The sequence below is a fragment of the Methylocystis sp. NC52PC genome (assembly GCF_055698645.1).
The window spans coordinates 1,320,970-1,341,582 of the sequence record NZ_CP170127.1 but is presented as its reverse complement, the minus strand read 5'-3'; the positions used below and the strand labels follow the sequence as shown (position 1 = coordinate 1,341,582).

Below are 20,613 nucleotides of genomic sequence, written 5' to 3'. Positions count from 1 at the left end.
TGAAAGGGCAAGACATGTCGCAGGCGGATATTCGCGGCTTTTTCGACGAGCCGACTTTCACCATCACCTATCTCGTGTCCGATCCGGCGACGAAGAAGGCGGCGATCATCGACCCCGTCCTGGATTATGAACCGGGCGGCGGCGTCGCCGACTCCCGTTCGATCGACGCCATTCTGGAGGTCGCCCGCGCCGAAGGACTGACGATCGAATGGGCGCTCGAGACCCACGCCCATGCCGATCACCTGTCCGCCGCCCCGGTGGTGAAGGCGCGCACGGGCGCCCGGACCGGCATCGGCGAACACATTACAAGAGTTCAGGACATCTTCCGGCCGGTGTTCCTGGCCGACGACATTGCGCCGCAGGGCCGTGATTTCGACCGCCTGTTCAAGGACGGCGAGCGCTTCCCGCTGGGGGAGCTGTCGATCGAGGCGCTTTACACGCCGGGCCATACGCCGGCCTGCGTCTCCTATAAGATCGGCGACGCGGTCTTCGTCGGCGATACGCTGTTCATGCCGGATTACGGCACGGCCCGCGCCGATTTCCCCGGCGGCGACGCGCGCGCCCTCTATCGCTCGATCCGCCGCCTGCTGGCCCTGCCGCCGGAAACGCGGCTCTTCATGTGCCATGATTACAAGGCGCCCGGCCGCCCCTTCTATGCCTGGGAGACGACGGTCGCGGAGCAACGCGCCAAGAATGTGCAGATCGCCGACGGCGTCGGCGAGGAGGAATTTGTCGCCTTGCGCCAGAGCCGCGACAAGGCCCTCGCCGCGCCGCGCCTGCTCCTGCCGTCGATTCAGGTGAACATTCGCGCCGGCCGTTTTCCGGCCCCCGGTCCGGATGGCGTGCGGCGGCTGCTGATCCCGGTGAAATTCAGGGGCGCCGCCGCGCCGGAGGCCTAATTGCGCGCGCGCAGATAGTCTTCGAGCAGAGCCACGGCCGCCTTGCGATCGGCCTCGCTCGCCGAGGCCAGCGCCTTGGCCTGGGCGTCGATGATCCATTGCTCATTGGCGCCGCCGGCGACGGCGTCGCGCGCCAGCGTCAGATACATGAGGCCGCGCGCCTTTTGCGCCGCGCCGCCGCCGGCCTCGCCGCTATACATCAGGCGGCCGAGCACGGCCTGGGCTTGCGGATGCCCCTTGCGCGCGGCGAGCTCGAGCCAGCTCATGCTCTGGCGCAAATCCTTCTTCACCCCAACGCCGTCGAGATACATGCGGCCAAGGTAATATTGCGCATCGGCGTTGCGAAAATACGTCGCCGCGTAGCGGAACAGTTCGAAGGCGCGGTCGAGGTCGGGCTCGATCTTCGCCGCCGAAAGGCCGTCCCGCAGATAGAGGCCGACGGCGACGAAGGCGTTCGCCGCCATGGAGCGCTCGCGCGGGTCCGGGTCGGCCTCGGCGAAATGTTCGACGATGCGCGAAAAATATTCGTAGGCCTTGACGTCGTCGCGCGCGACGCCGTCGCCGTCGGCGTACATGCGGCCGAGCTTCCATTGCGCGAGCGGCTCGCCCCCCTCGGCGGCGTAGCGCAGCGCGGCGACTGAGGTGGCCGCGTCGCCGTTATGGTAGGTCTCGAGCCCGGCGCGCAGAGCCGCGCGCGGATTCTTGAACATCGGCAGGGGCGTCGTCTCGGGCGCGCGCGCAGCGGGCGCGTCGAGCGCCGGGGCCGGATCGACGAAGGCCGTGACGAACATGGCGAAGCTCGCCGCGAACAGGCTCGCGGGCAGCGCCGCGCGCCGCAGCTTTTGCGTTGCGGCGGAGATCGCGTCCTTCTGCGCATATCCAACCATCATGCGACCCGACATCCTGGTCCCCCGACGCCTCAAAACTTGGCGTCCCTCAAGCAAAATAAAACCCCGTCGGCCGTCATCCAGAGCGCTTTCGGGAAACAGACGCCCGTCCCCTGCGGCGAGCGGCCGCCGGGCTGTCTTCCCGCACTCTGGATGAGCAAGTGACACAAGGACCTTATCGCAGCTTTTATGGCTGAAAAGGGGCTTCTGGCCTCGTGCGAAGGCGCTCGCTGCTTATGTTTTGAACTGTTGCAACAAGGGCACAACCACTGTTGCAAAATTACACTAGTCCGCTTCGACCTTGTTTTTTGCAGCCGCGAAGAGCGGGCCTGTAAAGTCCGGGGCAAGGGGTTTATGCGAGACGCGCCGGGCCGCCCGGGGAGCGTTCCGCCGGCCCCTGACTTGTGCTTTGATCGCGCCCCGCCCCGGAACGGCGAATCGCGCGGCCCACGCGCGCCAAAAAGGATAAATGGAATGGCCCTTCGCTCTCGCGCCCCGCTTCTTCTCAGCCTCGCCGGCGCCGCGGCGCTCGCCGCCGTCCCTGCCAGCGCCGGCGACGCGCAAAAGGGCGCGGTGATCGCCAAGCGCTGGTGCGCGACCTGCCATGTGGTGTCGAAGGATCAGACCTCGGCCAACGCCGACGCGCCCTCCTTCTTCGACATCGCCCAGCGCCGCACCGACAAGAAACAGCTCGGCAATTTCCTCGTCGACCCGCATCCGCCGATGCCGGACATGCACCTTACGCGCAGGGAAATCGACGACATCACGACCTATATCCGGAGCCTCGACCCGCGTCCGCAGCCCAAGGGCGAGCCGGACGGCAAGGATGCGGATCTGCCCAAGAACGGGTGAGCCTTCAGGCTTCCGCTGGACCTGAGGCCTCCGAAGCGATAGAGCGGCCGCGCGGGATGGATCGCGGCGGGCCCCGGAGCCATGGCCTATTCAGTCAAGGAAGCCTTCAAGACATTGCAGGGGGAGGGGCGCCAGGCCGGCCGCGCCGCCGTCTTCTGCCGTTTCGCCGGCTGCAATTTGTGGAGCGGGCGCGAGGAAGACCGCGCCAGCGCTCAATGCCTGTTCTGCGATACGGATTTCGTCGGGACCGACGGCGAGGGCGGCGGCAAATTCGCCGACGCCCAGGGGCTCGCGGCGCATCTGGCGGCGCTCTGGGGCGAGGGGAGGGACGACCGCTTCACGGTGCTGACCGGGGGCGAACCCATGCTTCAGATCGACGCGCCCTTGATCGACGCCCTGCACGCGCAGGGTTTCGAGATCGCCGTCGAGACCAATGGCGCGATCGCCGCCGCGCCCGGCCTCGACTGGATCTGCGTTTCGCCCAAGGCCGGAACGCCGCTCAGACAGACGCGCGGCGACGAGCTGAAGCTCGTCTTTCCCCAGCCAGGGGCGGAGCCGTCGCTTTATGAGGGGCTCGAGTTCCGCCATTTCCTGCTTCAGCCCATGGACGGCCCGGAGATTCTGCGCAATACGAGGGCCGCGGTCGACTACTGCCTCGCGCATCCGCGCTGGCGCCTGTCGCTGCAAACCCACAAGATGATCGGGGTCAAGTGAAGGTGGCGACGTTCGAAGTCTACCGCGAGTTTTATTTCGAGGCGGCGCACGCCCTTTACGATCCGGAGGCGAAGGACGGCGGCAAATACCGCAATCTGCACGGCCATTCCTTCCGCGTGCGCGTGAGCCTGCGCGGCGAGCGCCACCCCGAGGAACAGTGGGTGATGGATCTTGGAAAGCTTGGCCGTCGCCTCGTCGAACTGCGCGAGAAGCTCGACCATTCCTTCCTCAATGATCTGGAAGGGCTCGGCAAGCCGACGCTCGAAAACCTTTGTCTTTACGTCTGGCGGGAGCTTCGCCCCGACGCGCCGGGCCTCTGCGAAGTCGGGATATTCCGCGACAGCTGCTTCGAGGGCTGCGTCTATCGCGGCGACTAGCCTTCCTGCGGCATCGTCGCTATTGCGATTTGCAGACGCGGTCTCTAGGCTCTGAGCCTGTCATTTGAGCAGAAGAACCGCCTGGCGGCCGCGCGAAGAGGCGCCCGCGCAATCCAAGAGCGGACTCGAGGGGAACCCTGAAGGACATGGCGAACAACAAGGTCATCAGCGCCGACGAGGCGATTGCGCTCATCCGCGACAACGACGTCGTCACCACCACGGGCTTCGTCCAGAGCTGCATTCCCGAGGCGCTGCACGCCGCCCTGGAAAAGCGCTTCGTCGAGACGCAGCATCCGCGCGACCTCACTCTCATCATGACCGCGGGCGCCGGCGACTCCAAGGGCCTCGGCACCGGCCGCTTTCACCATGAAGGTCTGTTGAAGCGCGTCATCGCCGCCAATTTCGGGCGCATGCCGAAGGTCGCCCAGGCCGCCCAGGAAAACAAGATTCTGGGCTACAACCTGCCCCAGGGCGTCATCTCGCAGCTTTATCGCGCCTGCGCCGCCGGCCAGCCCGGACTCTTCTCCAAGGTGGGCCTCTACACTTACGTTGATCCCCGCTTTGGCGGCGGCAAGGTCAACGAGGTAACGACCGAGGACATCGTCAAATATCACAATATACAGGGCGAGGAGTGGCTCTTCTATATCGCCACCAAGATCGACGTCGCCTTCATCCGCGGCACCTCGGCCGATCCTTCCGGCAATATCAGCATGGAGAAGGAGGCGCTCGTCCTCGACAATCTGGCGCAGGCCATGGCCGCCCACAATAATGGCGGCCTCGTCATCGCGCAGGTCGAGCGCATCGTCGAACAGGGGTCGATCAAACCCAAGGACGTGCATGTGCCGGGCATTCTGGTGTCCGCCGTCGTCGTCGCCGATCAGCCGGAAATGCACCGGATGAATTACGGCGTGATGTATAATGCGGCGCTCGCCGGCGAAGTTCGCGTGCCGGTCGAGAAGCTCGCCAAAATGCCGCTCGACGAGCGCAAGGTGATCGCCCGCCGCGCCGCCTTCGAACTGCCGCCGAACGGCGTCGTAAACCTCGGCGTCGGCGCGCCGGAAGGCATCGCCGCCGTCGCCAATGAAGAAAAGCTCACGCCCTATATCACGCTGACGACGGAAGCCGGCGCGATCGGCGGCGTGCTCGCCTCGGGATCGAGCTTCGGCGCCGCCACCAACGCCGACAGCATCATCCAGCAGAACCAGCAGTTCGACTTCTATGACGGCGGCGGTCTCGACATGACCTGCCTCGGCATGGCCGAATGCGACCTGCAAGGCAACGTCAACACGTCGAAATTCGGCGGCCGCCTCAACGGCTGCGGCGGCTTCATCAACATCAGCCAGAATGCGCGGCTCGTCGTCTTCGCCGGCACCTTCACCAATGGCGGGCTGCGGGTCGAGATCGCCGACGGCAAGGTGAACATCGCCCAGGAGGGCCGCAACAAGAAGTTTCTGAACTCCGTCGAGCAGATCACCTTCTCGGGCAAGTTCGCGCAGAAGCGCAAACAGCCGGTCTATTATGTGACCGAACGCTGCGTCTTCCAGCTCAAGGACAAGGGCCTGGAGCTCGTCGAGATCGCGCCCGGCATCGACATCGACAAGCACATTCTGCCGTTCATGTCCTTCAAGCCGATCATCAACGAGCCGGAATTGATGGACAAGCGCATCTTCATCGACGAGCCGATGGACCTCATCAACGATCTGCTGAACCTCAACCTCGATCAGCGCATCAGCTACGATCCGGCGCGCAATATTCTGTTCCTCAATCTCGAGGGCTGGCATGCGCGCACCAAGAAAGACATCGACGAGATGCGCAAGGCGCTGGTCACCGCCTGCGAGAAGGTCGGCAAGCGCGTCAATTCCGTGGTCAACCACGACGGCGCGCGGATCAACGAGGCGCTCTACGACGATTACGCCGAGATGATCGAATATTTGAGCCAGCACTACTATCTGACCACGACGCGCTATGCGACGAGCGCCTTCGCCCGCATGAAGATGAAGGAGGCCATGGCCAAGCGCGGCCTGCAGCCCCACGTCTTCGAACGCCGCGAAGCCGCCGAGACCTTCCTCCAGGTCGTCGCCAGCGAAGAAGAAAAGGCCCCGGCGTAAGGGTCGGGGGGCCGTAGCGCCGCACGTAAGAGCCCTCCTGCTCCCGGGCAGGAGGGCTTTTCTTTGCCTTCATCCGTCTCACCCTCGGCGAGCCGCCTTCTCCCCGGCGGGAAACGGACGCAACGCGAATGGCGCCCTTGAGGCGCGTTCCCTTCGCCCCTTGCGGGGGAAGGCGGCAACGTGAAGCGCGGCTGGATGGGGGAAGGCGCCAAACGACGAAAGGCCCCGTCGCCTGATCGCGCACGGGGCCGAAGCTTCCTTGGAAGCGGTCTGGATTGTCCAGTCTTTGAAGAGGGCCGCCCGCTGCTTGGCCTTCGCGGCGGGCTAACCCTGGTATGTTGCAGCTCTAGGGAGGTTTCGGGACATTCAGGCAGCGCTAGCCTGACTTCCCGAGTGACCGAAACGGAACGCCGGTCACGCAATCTGACCCGGTGGCGTCATGCTCCTCTCGCAACCTTGTTGCAACGGCTTCGCCGACGACAGGGGAGTTCGCCGACGCATCCTGATCGCTGCCGTCTCGAGGTCCCGCCCGAGCGGTCCCGCCTCGCAATGTGTTGGAGACGGGTGCGATGTGGGTCAAGGATGCCCCCGCTTGCGATTCCCGTCAAGCGGCAAGTTGCCGCTGTTTCAAGAACGAGGTTTCCGGGCGCCGCGGCGCTTGCCTCCCGCGCAATCAACGCATATAGATATCTTTATATCTTAACCGAGAAGCCTGTTTGACCGAGAAGCCTATGACCGAACCGCACATTCTCAGGCTCGAGCCGGCGCTCGCGGCGCTCAACGCCGCCGCCGAAGAGACGCGGTTACGCCTCCTTGCGCTTCTGTCGCAATCCGAACTCACGGTCAGCGAGGTGGTGGCCATTCTCGGCCAGTCGCAGCCGCGCGTCTCGCGCCATCTCAAGCTTCTGGTTGAAGCAGGCCTCGTCGAGCGGCGCCGCGAGGGCGCCTGGGCCTTCTTCCGCCTCGCGCCCGGCGGCGCGGCGGGGGCGCTCGCCCGCGACTTGTCAGCCTGGCTCGATCCACGCGATCCAGTCCTCGGCGAAGATCGGGCGCGGCTCGCCGACGTGCGCCAGGCCCGCGCCGAAAACGCCGCCCGCTATTTCGCCGCCCATGCCGCCGAATGGGACGATATCCGCTCGCTGCACGCGCCCGAGGCGCTCGTCGAAGCGGCGATGCGCGACGCCGTCGGCGACGCGCCGCTGCGCTGCGTCCTCGATCTCGGCGCCGGCGCGGGGCGCATGCTCGAGCTCTTTGCGCCGCTGGCCGAACGCGCCATCGGCGTCGATCTCTCCACCGCCATGCTCGCCGTCGCGCGCGGCCGGATGGAGGAGACCGGACTGCGCAATATCGAACTGCGCCAGGGCGACATTTATGCGCTGCCCGTCGAGCGCAATTCGGTCGATCTCGCGATCATGCATCAGGTGCTGCATTATCTCGACGATCCCGCCCGCGCCCTGCGCGAGGCGGCGCGCGTGCTGGCGCCGGGCGGGCGCCTTCTCGTCGTGGATTTCGCTCCGCACCAGGAAGAGGCGCTACGCGACAAGCACGCCCATCGCCGGCTCGGCTTTTCAAAAGACGAGATCGCCGGGCTCATCGCCCAGGCGGGGCTCGACACGGTCCTGCACCGTGAGCTCGCGCCGGACGCCAGGGAAGGAGCCAAGCTCACCGTTTCCTTGTGGCTCGCGCGGGACCCGCGCGTCATCGCCGATAAGATACCCGCTTCTTCTTATGAGATCGTCTGATGTTCAACGCGCTTCATCCTACCGCCGCCGGCAAGCAGTTTAAAATCTCCTATGAATTCTTTCCGCCCAAAACGGCGGAAATGGAGAAGCAGCTTTGGGAGTCGGTCAAACGGCTCGAGGCGCTCGATCCCCATTTCGTTTCCGTCACCTATGGCGCCGGCGGCTCGACGCGCGAACGCACCCACGCCATCGTGGCGCGCATCGCCCGCGAGACCCGGATGAACCCCGCCGCGCATTTGACCTGCGTCTCGTCGTCGGCCGCGGAAATCGATGAGATCTTGCATGGCTATTGGGAGGCGGGCGTCCGCCATATCGTCGCGCTGCGCGGCGATCCGCCCACCGGCGTCGGCGCGAAGTTCGAGCCCAACCCCAAAGGCTACGCCAGTTCCTGCGAACTCGTGCGGGGCATCCGCCGCCTGCACGATTTCGAAATTTCGGTTTCCACTTATCCCGAGGGCCACCCCGAAAGTTCGTCGGTCGAACAGGACCTCGACGCGTTGCAAGTGAAGATCGACGCGGGCGCGACGCGCGCCATCACGCAGTTCTTCTTCGACAACGACATCTACTTCCGCTTCCTCGACAAGGCGCGCGCCAGGGGCGTCAAAATCCCGATCGTGCCGGGCATCATGCCGATCCGCAATTTCCGCCAGGTCGCAAGTTTCGCGCAGAAGGCGGGCGCGAGCGTGCCGCGCTGGGTCGCCGAACGTTTCGAGGGTCTCGACGACGACCCCGAGACGCGCGCCCTCGTCGCCGCCACGACCGCCGTCGAACAGGTGATGGGCCTCGCCCGCGCCGGGGTCGACGAATTCCATTTCTACACCAACAATCGCGCCGACATGGTCTTCGCCATTTGCCATTTGCTCGGCGTCCGTCCCGTTCGCGAGAAAGCACCCGCATGACCATTGATAAAGCTTACGGCCAGAACATCCTGAAGGCGCTGGAGGAAGCGGCGCAAAAGCGCATCCTCATTCTCGACGGCGCCATGGGCACGATGATCCAGCGTCACAACTTCGAGGAAGCGGATTTTCGCGGCGAAAGGTTCAAGGATCACCCGAAGGATCTGCGCGGCAATAACGACCTGCTGATCCTCACCCAGCCCGAAGCGATCAAGGCGATCCATACCGCCTACCTCGACGCGGGCGCGGACATCATCGAGACGAACACCTTCTCGTCGACGACGATCGCCCAGGCCGATTACGGACTGGAGTCGCTCGCTTATGAACTCAATTACGAAGGCGCGAAGCTCGCGCGCGCCGCCGCTGACGCCGTTGCGGCGAAGACGGGCGTGCGCCGCTTCGTCGCCGGCTCCATCGGCCCGACGAACCGCACCGCCTCAATCTCGCCCGACGTGTCGAACCCGGGCTTTCGCGCCGTGAGTTTCGACGAGCTGCGCGCCGCCTATAAGGAAGCGGCGCTCGGCCTCATCGCCGGCGGCGCCGACGTCATGCTGGTCGAAACCATCTTCGATACGCTCAACGCCAAGGCGGCGATCTATGCGCTCGAAGACGCGTTCGACGAAGTGGGAACGCGCTTGCCGATTATGATCTCGGGCACGATCACCGATCTTTCGGGCCGCACGCTCTCGGGCCAGACCGCGATCGCCTTCTGGAATTCGCTTGCCCACGCCAGGCCGTTCTCGATCGGCTTCAACTGTGCGCTCGGCGCGTGCGAGATGCGCCAGCATATCGCCGAGATCGGCCGCGTCGCCGACACGCGCGTCTGCGCCTTCCCCAACGCGGGCTTGCCCAATGAATTCGGACTCTACGACGAAAGCCCCGAATATATGGCGGAGCTCGTCGGCGAGTTTGCGCAGGCTGGCCTCGTCAATATTCTCGGCGGCTGCTGCGGCACGACGCCCGATCACATTCGCGCCATCGCCGACAAAGTAAAAGGCCTCGCGCCGCGCACCGTGCCGAAGATCGAGCCCCTGCTGCGGCTTGCCGGGCTCGAACCCTTCGCGCTGACGAAAGACATTCCCTTCGTCAATGTCGGCGAACGCACCAATGTCACGGGCTCGGCGAAGTTCCGCAAGCTCATCACCAATGGCGATTACACCGCGGCGCTCGACGTCGCGCGCGATCAGGTCGCCAATGGCGCGCAGGTGATCGACGTCAACATGGACGAGGGCCTGCTCGATTCTGAGCGCGCCATGGTCGACTTCCTCAATCTGCTCGCCGCCGAGCCGGACATCGCCCGCGTGCCGGTGATGGTCGACTCTTCGAAGTTCGAGGTGATCGAAGCCGGCCTGAAGTGCCTGCAGGGCAAGGGCGTCGTGAACTCCATTTCGCTGAAGGAAGGCGAAGAGAAATTCATCGCCGAGGCGAAGAAGGTGCGCCGCTACGGCGCCGCGGTCGTCGTCATGGCTTTCGATGAAAAAGGCCAGGCCGACACGCTGCAGCGCAAGGTCGAAATCTGCAAGCGCGCTTATCAGATCCTGACTCAAGAGGTGGGCTTCCCGCCGCAAGACATTATCTTCGATCCCAATATTTTCGCGGTCGCGACGGGCATCGAAGAGCATGAGAATTACGGCGTCGACTTCATCGAGGCGGCGCGAAGCATCAAGCGCGATTTGCCTTACGCTCATGTCTCGGGCGGCGTCTCAAATCTCTCCTTCTCGTTCCGCGGCAACGAGCCGGTGCGCGAGGCGATGCATTCCGTCTTCCTCTTCCACGCCATCCAGGCGGGGATGGATATGGGCATCGTCAACGCCGGCCAGCTCGCGGTTTACGCCGAGATCGACCCCGAGCTGCGCGAGCTTTGCGAAGACGTCGTGCTCAACCGCCGCAAGGAAGCGACCGAACGGCTCGTCGAAGCGGCGGAGAAGTTCAAGGGCGCGGGCGCCAAATCCGCGGAAAAGGACGCCGCCTGGCGCGAGCACAGCGTCGAAAAGCGTCTCGAATATGCGCTCGTCAACGGCATTACCGAATATATCGAGAGCGACGTCGAGGAAGCCCGCGCAAAATCGGCGCGTCCGCTCGACGTCATCGAAGGTCCGCTGATGGCCGGCATGAATGTCGTCGGCGATCTTTTCGGCGCCGGAAAAATGTTCCTGCCGCAGGTGGTGAAGTCGGCGCGCGTGATGAAACAGGCCGTCGCCTATCTCATGCCGTTCATGGAAAAGGAGAAGGACGCGCGCTCCTCAGCCGGCAAGATCCTGCTCGCGACGGTGAAGGGCGACGTTCACGACATCGGCAAGAACATCGTCGGCGTGGTGCTCGGCTGCAATAATTTCGAGGTAATCGACCTCGGCGTCATGACGCCGGCGGCGAAGATTCTCGAAACCGCGAAGAAAGAGAAAGTCGATCTCATCGGCCTTTCGGGACTCATCACGCCGTCGCTCGACGAAATGTGCTTCGTCGCTTCTGAACTCGAGCGCGAAGGGCTCGACACGCCGCTGCTCATCGGCGGCGCGACCACGAGCCGCGTGCATACGGCGGTGAAGATCAGCCCCAATTATCGACGCGGCCAGGCCGTCTACGTCACGGACGCGAGCCGCGCGGTCGGCGTCGCGCAAGCGCTGGTCTCGCAGAAGACGCGCGACGACTATATGGCCGAGACGCGCGCCGAATATGAACGGGTCGCCGAAGCCCATGCCCGTGCGCAGGCCGACAAGCAGCGCGTCTCGCTCGCGCAGGCGCGGGCCAACGCCTATAAGATCGACTGGGCGGCCTATGCGCCTGTCAAGCCGAGCTTCCTTGGCGCCCGCGCCTTCGCGAGCTACGACGTCGCGGAGCTCATTCCCTATATCGACTGGACGCCCTTCTTCCAGACCTGGGAATTCAAGGGCCGTTATCCGGCGCTGCTCGACGATCCGGAGCGCGGCCCGGCGGCGCGCCGTCTCTTCGAGGATGCGCAGGAAATGCTGAAGCGCATCGTTGCGGAGCGCTGGTTTACGCCGAAGGCCGTCATCGGCTTCTGGCCGGCGAACAGCGTTGCGGACGACATCGCGCTCTATACGGGCGAGTCGCGCAACGAGACGCTCGCGACCTTCTTCACTTTGCGCCAGCAGCTCGGCAAACGCGACGGCAGGGCGAATATTGCGCTCGCCGATTTCGTCGCGCCGAGAGAGAGCGGCAAGGCCGATTATGTCGGCGCCTTCGTCGTCACCGCCGGCGCGGAGGAGGCGAAGATCGCCGCGCGCTTCGCCCGCGCCAATGACGACTATGGCTCCATCATGGTGAAGGCGCTGGCCGACCGCATCGCCGAAGCCTTCGCCGAGCGCATGCATGAGCGCGTGCGCCGCGAATTCTGGGGCCATGCGAAGGACGAGTCCTTTTCGCCGCAGGAGCTCATCAACGAGCCTTACGCCGGCATTCGCCCGGCGCCCGGCTATCCGGCGCAGCCCGATCATACCGAAAAGGCGACCCTCTTCCGCCTGCTCGAGGTCGAAAAGCGCACGGGCGTGAAGCTCACCGAAAGCTTCGCCATGACCCCGGCCTCGTCCGTCAGCGGTCTCTACATCGGGCATCCGCAGGCGCATTATTTCGGCGTCGCCAAGGTCGAACGCGACCAGGTCGAGGATTACGCGCGCCGCAAGGGCATGGCGGTTTCGGAGGTCGAGCGCTGGCTGGCGCCGATCCTCAATTACGAACCGGCGGCGCTCGCCGCGGAGTAAATCCTCTACGCCGGCCGCTTACCGTCATGCCCGGCCTGCGCCGGGCATCCACAAGCCCGGCCCCGACGAGCGAAGAAAGCCGCCAGGCGCAAGTCGAAGGCTGTTCTAGACGCTTTCGGCCATCATCGATATTTTCCGGCTGAGTCTCTTGATATCCCTCGCCCCTCACCCTGCCTCCCCGCGAGCGGGGGGAGGGGGGTGAACCCGCGGGGCGCGCGCGACATGTCTCGGATCGTTGGCAAGCATCCTCTCTCTTTCGCGTCCTGGGCGCTGGTTTTCCTGTTGGCGCTCTATGCGCTCTATACGCTCGCGACGGCCCGCGGCGAACCGGTCAACGCCATGTGGCTCGTCACCGCGGCGATCGGCGTCTACGCCATCGGCTACCGCTTCTATTCGCGCTTCATCGCGGACACGGTTCTGCGGCTCGACGCGACGCGACGCACGCCAGCGCATCGGCGCAATGACGGTCTCGACTATGTGCCAACGGATAAATGGGTGCTCTTTGGCCATCATTTCGCGGCCATCGCCGGCGCCGGGCCGCTCGTCGGCCCGGTGCTCGCGGCGCAAATGGGCTATCTGCCCGGGACGCTGTGGCTGCTCACGGGCGTGATTTTCGCGGGCGCGGTGCAGGATTTTCTCGTCCTCTTCATCTCGACGCGCCGCGACGGACGTTCGCTCGGCGATCTCATCAAGACGGAGATGGGCGATGCGCCCGGCGTCATCGCCATGGTCGGCATACTCTCGATCATGATCATCCTGCTCGCCGTGCTGGCGCTCGTCGTCGTCAAGGCGCTGGCCGACAGCCCCTGGGGGGCCTTTACGGTTTTCGCGACCTTGCCGATCGCCGTCTTCATGGGCGTCTATGGCCGCTACCTGCGGCCCGGCCGAATCGGCGAAATGTCGGCGATCGGCTTTGCGCTGCTCATCCTGAGCATCGCCTTCGGCCGCACGGTCGCCGAGAACGCGACGCTCGCGACGCTCTTTACCTATAAGGGCGAGACGCTCGCCTTCATGCTCATCGCCTATGGCTTCGTCGCCTCGGTGCTGCCCGTGTGGCTCCTGCTCGCGCCGCGCGACTATCTCTCGACTTTCCTGAAAATCGGCACGATCCTGTCGCTGGCGCTCGGCATCTTCATCGTCTGGCCCGATCTGCAATTGCCGGCCGTGAGCCGCTTCATCGACGGCACGGGGCCGGTCTTCGCCGGCAGCGTGTTTCCGTTCCTGTTCATCACCATCGCCTGCGGCGCGGTCTCCGGCTTCCACGCGCTGGTCGCGTCGGGCACGACGCCGAAGATGATCGCCGACGAAACGCAGACGCGCATCATCGGCTATGGCGCCATGCTGATGGAGAGCTTCGTCGCCATCATGGCGTTGATCGCCGCAAGCGTATTGGAGCCCGGCGTCTATTTCGCGATGAACAGCGCGCCGGCGGTCATCGGCGCGACGCCGGACGCCGCCGCGGCGGCGATCTCCTCATGGGGATTCGCGGTGACGCCGGAGACGCTCGCCGGCGTGGCGCAGGAAGTGGGCGAGAAAAGCATTTTGTCGCGCACCGGCGGCGCGCCGACGCTCGCCGTCGGCATGGCGAAAATTCTTTCCTCCGTCATCGGCGGCTCGACCGCCATGTCCTTCTGGTACCATTTCGCCATCCTCTTCGAAGCTCTGTTCATCCTCACGACCATCGACGCCGGCACGCGCGTCGCGCGCTTCATGATCCAGGACCTGATCGGCGCCTTCGTTCCGGCCTTCCGGCAGACCCAGGCCTGGGGCCCCAATCTCGTCGCGACCGGCATTGCGGTCACTGGCTGGGGTTATTTCCTCTATCAGGGCGTCATCGACCCGCTCGGCGGCATCAATACGCTGTGGCCGCTCTTCGGCATCGCCAATCAGATGCTCGCGGCGATGGCGCTGACGCTCTGCGTCGTCGTGCTCTATCGCATGAAGCGCGAACGTTACGCCTTCGTCGCCATCATCCCGACCGCCTGGCTCTACATCTGCACCATGACGGCGGGCCTGGAAAAAATCTTCCACGACGATCCGCGCATCGGCTTTCTGGCGCACGCCCGGAAATTTTCGGCGGCGCTCGACAAGGGCCAATTGCTCGCGCCGGCGAAAACGCTCGACGAGATGCGTCGCGTGATTTTCAACGACTATGTCGACGCCGGCCTTTGCGCGATCTACATCGTGCTGGTTCTGTCCCTTCTAGGCTTCGCGCTCCGCGCCATCCGCGCGGCGCGCGCTGCAACGACCGTCACGACGCGGGAGAGCGAAGATGAGCTGCTGCAGCCTGCCGGGGCTTGATCTCGCCAGGATCGCCGCGAAACTGCGGGACGGCGCGCGGCTGATGGTCGGGCAGGGCGATTACGACGCTTATGTCGCCCATGCCCGCGCCGCGCATCGGGGTCGACCGGTCATGACCCGCGAGGAGTTCTTCCGCGCGCGGGAAAACGCCCGTTTCGGCGTGGGCGGCGAACGGGCGTTCCGCTGCTGTTAGGCGTCAGCGGGCCACAGGCGGCAAAAAACGCCCGGATGCATGTTTCGCAGGCGATCCACGCTGCCGCTTAAGAAATATTCTCGATGTGACGGCCAAGCACTTGCTTTTTGCGGCAGGCGGCGCACAAGCTGCGCCGCGCGGCCCGCGCGCAAGTCGAAAGCGTAATTACAGGCAAACCTTTAGTACGGAGCGAGATGCAGATGAAAAAATTGGCGGCGCCGATTGGCCTGGGTTTGATCCTCTCCGCCTGCGCGAGCATCGGGGCGCAGGACACCGAAAACATGCTCGCCGCGGCGCAATTCAACATGAAGATCGCCGATACGCCGGCGAAGCTCGCCAATCTCAAGGCGATGCCGCAGAACAGGCTCGTTCCCCATGTGAAGAACGGCAAGAACTTCTATGTTTACGCCGACGCCGCGGGATGCCAGTGCGTCTATGTCGGCAACGAAGCCGCCTATCAGAATTACCAGCAGATGCGCATTGCGAAGAACATCGCCAGCGACCAGCTGATGGCGGCGGAAATGAACCAGCAGGCGATGATGGATTGGGGCGCCTGGGGTCCGTGGGGACCTGGCTTCTATTGATATTGACGGGCGGAGGCGTCCTCATCCCGACAGCGGGCGGGGCGTCGACGCCTGTTCGTCAACAGTCCGGGCGCTCGGTCGAACCGAGCGCCCTTCTTCTTGGTTACTCCGGCAGCGCAAACACGCTGAGCACGCCGCCGAGCGCGGTGTAATTGGCGAGCGAGGCGTAATTGCCGACCGCGCCGAGGCCCTCGTTGGACTTGGAGAGACCGGCCGCCAGGCCGATGCCCGCCCAGCCGCCGACGCCCGACAGCACCGCCACATACTGCTTGCCGCCCGCCTCATAGGTGATGACGTTGCCGATGATGCCCGACGGCGTCTTATACTTGTAGAGCTCCTTGCCGGTCTTGGTGTCGACCGCCTTCAGATAGCCTTCGAGCGTCCCGTAGAAGGTCACGCCGCCGTCCGTCGACGTCGCCCCGCCCCAAACCGAGAACTGCTCCTTGTTCGACCACACGATCTTGCCGACCTTCGCGTCCCAGGCGATGAAATTGCCGGTGTGGTTCGTCCCGTCGCCGAGAACCCGCCCCGCCGGGAACATCTCCAGCGTCGCGCCGACGTAAGGCTGGCCCGCCGTATAGCTCACGCGGAACGGCTCATAGTCCATGCAGACGTGGTTCGTCGGCACGAGGAACAGACCCGTCGCCGCGTCGTAGGACGCCGGCTGCTGGTCCTTCGACCCCAGCGCCGCCGGGCAGACGTTCTGCGTGTTGGTGTCCTCGCCATTGTGCTGCGTCGAATATTTGTCGACGACCAGCGGACGCCCATAGGTCGGCGACGCCTTGTCCATGTCGACCTTCGTCGCCCAGTTCACCGCCGGATCGTATTTCTCCGCGACCAGCAGATCGCCGTTGGTGCGGTCGAGCGTATAGCCGAAGCCGTTGCGGTCGAAGTGAACCAGCGTCTTGACCGTCTTGCCGCCGATCGGCTGGTCGGCCAGCACCATCTCATTGATGCCGTCATAGTCCCACTCGTCGTGGGGCGTCATCTGGTAGAGCCACTTCACCTTGCCGGTGTCGAGGTCGCGCGCCCAGATCGTCATCGACCAGCGATTGTCGCCCGGGCGCTGCACCGGGTTCCACGTCGAGGGGTTGCCCGAGCCGTAATAAACGAGGTTCAGCTCAGGATCGTAGGAATACCAGCCCCAGGTGGTGCCGCCGCCCGTCTGCCACTGGTCGCCCTGCCAGGTCGAGATGCCCGAATCCTTGCCCACGACCTTGCCGAGATGGGTGGTCTTGTCGGGGTCGATCAGCGTGTCGGCGTCCGGGCCCATGGAGTAGCCGCGCCACGCCTGCTTGCCGTCCTTCACCGAATAGGCGGTGATATGGCCGCGCACGCCGAACTCGCCGCCGGCGATGCCGACGAAGACCTTGTCCTTGAACACATGCGGAGCGGCGGTCGAGGTCTGGCCCTTGGACGGATCGCCGTTCTTCACCGACCAGACGAGCTTGCCGGTCTTGGCGTCGAGCGCGACGAGCGTCGTGTCGGCCTGGGCGAGGAAGATCTTGCCGTCGCCATAGGCGAGGCCGCGGTTGACCGTGTCGCAGCACATCACCGGCACGACCGACGGATCCTGCTTGGGCTCATATTTCCAGAGGATCTTGTGGTCGGGATCCTTCAAATCGAGCGCATAAACGATGTTGGGGAACGGCGTATGCAGATACATCACGTCGCCCACGACCAGCGGCGCGCCCTCGTGGCCGCGCAGAACGCCCGTCGAAAACTGCCAGGCGAGCTGCAGCTTCGCCACATTGTCGGCGGTGATCTGCTTCAACGCCGAGTGGCGGACATTGGCGTAGTCGCCCGTCGGCGACACCCACTGCTTGGGGTCCTTCTGCAAAGCGAGAAGCTCGTCGGAAGAGTCAGCCGGAGTGGCGGGCGCGGCCGGCGCAGCCGTCTGCGGCGCAGGGGCGGCGGAGGCGACAGGTTCGGCTGCGGGCGCGGACCCGGCTGACGCGTTCTGCGACGCGGGCGCGTGAGGCTCTGAGACGCTCGCGCTTTCATGCGCCGGGGATGCTTTCTCGCTCTGCTGGGAATTGCCGAGGTAATAGGCGCCGGCGCCCACGAGCCAGATGAGCGCCGTGGTGGCCAGAAGGTTCCTTGTGTCGGTTTTCATTTTCTTCTCCTTGGTCTCCCTTTCGATGTGGCCGCGCTTCGCCTGCGCCGCCACGAGCCAGCGGTCGAAAGCGTCTTTCCCTTCAGGGGTCTGCGTCAAAAGCCGCACGCTGGTGCGCTTGACGTCCGAGGCCTCGAGCTCCGCCTCGAAGGCGTCGAGCGAGAGCTCGGAAGGGACCATCCCATATTCCTCGCGCTTCCGGACGGCGCCGAGGTCGCGTTCGACAATGGTTTCGAGCACCCAGTAACCGCTTTCGACGCGCGGCTCTATGGTCAGGGTTGCGGTCGACGTCACGAGGTCAACGTTCGTCTTGTCCGTAACGCCATAGGCGGCGGCGTCGAACTCTTCCTGGATGAGATATTCCTTTTGCCCGCCAATGTTGAGTTCGGGTGCGCCCCAGGCCGCTTGTATTTCGGTCCGCAAGAGTTTCACGACCTCGGCAGGGGTCAAATTCAGAACAAAAACGCTCATTCGGCACTCTCTCGTTTGCACCGCCTCGGCTCAAAGAATATGGAATGGAGAGGAATGCAAGCGGGCGCTTTTGTCCCAGCGGGACAATGGCTCGAACTCGGCTATTTTTTACCCCCTCCATGGCCCGAATGGACGACGCCGCGCCTTTCTCGATTCCACGCTTCCGCGAGCGCGCGCCCTGGCTCGGGCCCGATCTGCAGACGATCCGGAACATGCTGGCGCCGAGGCCGGCCAATCCCCCGTGCGCGGAGCGCCTGTTATTGCCCGTCTCGGAGGGCGACCGTCTGGCGGCGCGTCTCGACCGACCGGCGGGCGCGCAGGAACGGCCGCTCATCGTTCTCGTGCATGGCCTGACCGGCTCCGAGGCGAGCGTCAATGTGATTGCGACGGCGCGGCGGCTCGTCGACGACGGCTGGCCTGTGCTTCGGCTCAATCTGCGCGGATCGGGGCCGTCGCGCCCGACGTCGACGGGCCGCTACCATGCCGGACGCACGGAAGACCTCGCCGCCGCGCTGCGCGCGCTTCCGGCCGATCTGCTGCGGCGGGGCGTGATCCTGCTCGGCCATTCCCTGGGCGGCAATCTCATTCTCAAATTCATGGGCGAAAGCGTCGGCGATTTGCCCATCCTCGGCGCCGCCGTCGTATCGACCCCGCTCGATCTGGCGGCGACCTGCGCGCGCATGATGGCGCCGCGCAATATCGTCTACCACCGCTACCTGCTCACGGCGATGAAGCGCGAGGCGCTCGCGCCAGGCGCGGCGTTGACCACGGCCCAGCGCGCCGCCGTGGCTGGAGCGCGCACAGTTTTCGAATTCGACGATCGCTTCGTTGCGCCGCTCTTCGGCTATCGCGGCGCAGAAGCCTATTACGAAACCAACTCAGCCGGCGCCTTCCTCGCCGGCATAGGGCTTCCCACGCTGATCGTTCACGCCCTGGACGATCCCTGGATTCCACAGGCATGTTATGACGCAGTCGACTGGGCGCGCCTGCCGGCCATCGAAACTGCGCTTTCGCCACACGGCGGGCATTTGGGATTTCACGGCGCCGGCAACCCCGTTCCGTGGCACGACCGCGTGGTCGCGGGTTGGCTGCGCGCCAAATTCGGGATGAGACGGCCGTGAACCGAGAGATCGAGACAACACGAGTCGCGCTGATTACGGGCGCCTCAAAAGGGATTGGCCGACTTTGCGCCGAAAGGCTCGCCGCGGAAGGCTGGCGGGTTTTCGGCGCGGCGCGCACCCATGCGACAATCGAGAACGTCGAGAGTTTGGAGATGGACGTCGACGACGACGCCTCAGTCGCAGCAGGGGTCGCGCAGGTTCTCGAGAAGGCTGGAAGGCTCGACGCATTGATCAACAACGCCGGGTTTTCGCAGCGGGGCGCGGTCGAAGACGTCTCCATGGCGGAGGCGAAGGCCATTCTTGAAACCAATTTCTTCGGGGCCCTGCGGTTGTGCCGGGCGGCGGCGCCGGCGTTGCGGGAAAGCCGCGGCGTCATCGTCAATATGAGTTCGCTCGCCGGACAGATCGGCCTGCCGTTCACCGCGCATTACTGCGCGAGCAAGGCGGCGCTGGAGGCGTTGAGCGAAAGCCTTCGTTTCGAGTTGCGGCCCTTCGGCGTGCGGGTCGTCATTGTCGAGCCCGGAGACTTCAAGACCGACATTCATACGGCGCGGCGCGTGTCGCAGGCGACGCGCGAGGGCGTCTATGGAGAGGCCTTCGATCTGTTCCTGCGCAAGCGGCGCGCCTTTGAAGAGAAGGCGTCGACAGCGGAGCCGGTCGCTGAACTCGTCGCGCGGATTCTAAACGAGCCCGAGCCCGCCTTGCGTTATGTCGTCGCCATGCCGAGCCAGCGGCTCCTGCTCGTGCTGAAACGCGTCTCCCCGCAGTTTTTCTACGAATGGATCATGAGGAAAATTTTATGTCAGTGACGAGCCGCGCGCGGCCCGCGCGCATCGTCGATCTCTCCAAGGAGATCGCCTATAACTCGAACGATCCGTTTTTCATGCGGGTCAAGATCAAACATCACAAACATTGGAAGGCGCGCTGGCTCGTGCGCGCGCTCGGCCTTCCGTTCAGGCTTTTCCCGAAGAGCTTCGCCGGCTGGGCCGACGACACGATCACGCAGATGGGCGTTCATTCGACGACCCACATCGACGCGCCCTGGCATTACGGCCCCGAGCTTCTCGACGGCGGCGCGGCGGCGGCGATCGATCAAATGCCGCTTAACCTCTGTTTCGGCCCCGGCGTCAAATTCGACATGCGGCACAAGGCCGACGGCGAAGAGATCACCGCCGACGACATGGCGGCGAGTCTGAAGCAAAGCGGCGCGACGCTCGAAGCGGGCGTCATCGCCTTGATTCAAACCGGCCGCGACGCCTTTCAGGGCTCGAAGGACTATTGGAAGAAAGGCGCCGGCATGAGCGCGCCGGCGACGGAATGGCTGATCGACCGCGGCGTGATCGTCATGGGCATCGATCAATGGGGATGGGACCTGCCCTTTCATCATCAGATTCGCAAATCGAAAGAAGCGAACGATTCCTCGATCTTCTGGCAGGGGCATCTCGTCGGCCGGCGCAAGCCCTATTGGCAGATGGAGCAATTGCGCGGTCTTGATCAGCTTCCGAGCCACGGCTTTGACGTCGCCGTCTTCCCGCTGCGCCTCAAGGGCGCCTCCGCCGCGCCCGCGCGCGTCGTGGGATTTCTCTATTGATGGGCCGGATTTGGCGCGGCCGTCACGTCGGGCCGCGCCCCC

15 protein-coding genes and 1 pseudogene are annotated in these 20,613 nt (G+C 64.7%); 14 read left to right on the top strand and 2 right to left on the bottom strand.

All coding sequences use genetic code 11. From position 1 onward, the window contains the following. Positions 1–14 precede the first annotated feature (14 nt). Entirely contained in the window at positions 15–899 is an 885-nt protein-coding gene (locus ACETII_RS08385) for an MBL fold metallo-hydrolase (protein WP_472787739.1), read from the top strand. Here ACETII_RS08385 and ACETII_RS08380 read toward each other — a convergent pair. Beyond that, the gene (locus ACETII_RS08380) at positions 896–1,786 is read right to left on the bottom strand and encodes a tetratricopeptide repeat protein (RefSeq protein WP_472788139.1); all 891 of its coding nucleotides are present in this window, start codon (positions 1,784–1,786) and stop codon (positions 896–898) included. The two genes, ACETII_RS08385 and ACETII_RS08380, sit on opposite strands and share 4 nt — an antisense overlap. A gap of 474 nt (positions 1,787–2,260) precedes the next feature. Here ACETII_RS08380 and ACETII_RS08375 point away from each other — a divergent pair, with 474 nt between their 5' ends. The 10 genes from ACETII_RS08375 (at position 2,261) to ACETII_RS08330 (ending at position 15,272) form a co-directional block, all read left to right on the top strand. Continuing rightward, positions 2,261–2,638, top strand: a complete 378-nt coding sequence (locus ACETII_RS08375) for a c-type cytochrome (RefSeq protein WP_363350540.1) — start codon at positions 2,261–2,263, stop codon at positions 2,636–2,638. Positions 2,639–2,719: 81 nt separating this feature from the next. Next, a complete protein-coding gene (gene queE / locus ACETII_RS08370; RefSeq protein WP_363350538.1) occupies positions 2,720–3,352 on the top strand; it encodes a 7-carboxy-7-deazaguanine synthase in 633 nt (210 codons plus the stop codon). A gap of 2 nt (positions 3,353–3,354) precedes the next feature. Beyond that, complete coding sequence (locus tag ACETII_RS08365; RefSeq protein ID WP_472787738.1) at positions 3,355–3,729, top strand: 6-pyruvoyl trahydropterin synthase family protein; 375 nt, start codon at positions 3,355–3,357, stop codon at positions 3,727–3,729. A gap of 146 nt (positions 3,730–3,875) precedes the next feature. Beyond that, positions 3,876–5,837, top strand: coding sequence for an acyl CoA:acetate/3-ketoacid CoA transferase (locus tag ACETII_RS08360; protein ID WP_363350534.1), 1,962 nt, complete (start codon positions 3,876–3,878; stop codon positions 5,835–5,837). Positions 5,838–6,568: 731 nt separating this feature from the next. Beyond that, positions 6,569–7,579, top strand: a complete 1,011-nt coding sequence (locus ACETII_RS08355; RefSeq protein ID WP_363350533.1) for an ArsR/SmtB family transcription factor — start codon at positions 6,569–6,571, stop codon at positions 7,577–7,579. Beyond that, positions 7,579–8,478 (top strand): methylenetetrahydrofolate reductase [NAD(P)H], encoded by a 900-nt coding sequence (gene metF / locus ACETII_RS08350; RefSeq protein WP_363350531.1) that lies wholly within the window; start codon positions 7,579–7,581, stop codon positions 8,476–8,478. Before ACETII_RS08355 ends, metF begins: the two co-directional genes overlap by 1 nt. Further along, entirely contained in the window at positions 8,475–12,194 is a 3,720-nt protein-coding gene (metH, locus tag ACETII_RS08345; protein ID WP_472787737.1) for a methionine synthase, read from the top strand. Before metF ends, metH begins: the two co-directional genes overlap by 4 nt. Before the next feature lie 222 nt (positions 12,195–12,416). Continuing rightward, positions 12,417–14,495: a carbon starvation CstA family protein gene (locus tag ACETII_RS08340; RefSeq protein WP_472787736.1), complete on the top strand. Its 2,079-nt coding sequence runs from the start codon at positions 12,417–12,419 to the stop codon at positions 14,493–14,495. Continuing rightward, positions 14,467–14,688 (top strand): YbdD/YjiX family protein, encoded by a 222-nt coding sequence (locus tag ACETII_RS08335; RefSeq protein WP_472787735.1) that lies wholly within the window; start codon positions 14,467–14,469, stop codon positions 14,686–14,688. The genes ACETII_RS08340 and ACETII_RS08335 overlap by 29 nt, the downstream gene beginning before the upstream one ends. 200 nt (positions 14,689–14,888) lie before the next feature. Beyond that, positions 14,889–15,272 (top strand): hypothetical protein, encoded by a 384-nt coding sequence (locus ACETII_RS08330; RefSeq protein ID WP_363350523.1) that lies wholly within the window; start codon positions 14,889–14,891, stop codon positions 15,270–15,272. A gap of 103 nt (positions 15,273–15,375) precedes the next feature. Here the strand turns inward: ACETII_RS08330 and ACETII_RS08325 are convergent. Next, positions 15,376–17,121 (bottom strand): annotated as a pseudogene (locus ACETII_RS08325) (methanol/ethanol family PQQ-dependent dehydrogenase); the annotation flags it as partial. Positions 17,122–17,987: 866 nt separating this feature from the next. Between ACETII_RS08325 and ACETII_RS08320 the strand changes: the two are divergent. From ACETII_RS08320 to ACETII_RS08310, 3 genes are read left to right on the top strand one after another with little or no spacing between them, the layout of a single operon-like run. After that, positions 17,988–18,980: a YheT family hydrolase gene (locus ACETII_RS08320; RefSeq protein ID WP_472787734.1), complete on the top strand. Its 993-nt coding sequence runs from the start codon at positions 17,988–17,990 to the stop codon at positions 18,978–18,980. Beyond that, on the top strand, positions 18,977–19,789 hold the full coding sequence (locus tag ACETII_RS08315; RefSeq protein WP_472787733.1) for an SDR family oxidoreductase: 813 nt from the start codon (positions 18,977–18,979) through the stop codon (positions 19,787–19,789). Before ACETII_RS08320 ends, ACETII_RS08315 begins: the two co-directional genes overlap by 4 nt. Further along, positions 19,780–20,571 (top strand): cyclase family protein, encoded by a 792-nt coding sequence (locus ACETII_RS08310; protein WP_472787732.1) that lies wholly within the window; start codon positions 19,780–19,782, stop codon positions 20,569–20,571. The genes ACETII_RS08315 and ACETII_RS08310 overlap by 10 nt, the downstream gene beginning before the upstream one ends. Positions 20,572–20,613: the final 42 nt, after the last annotated feature.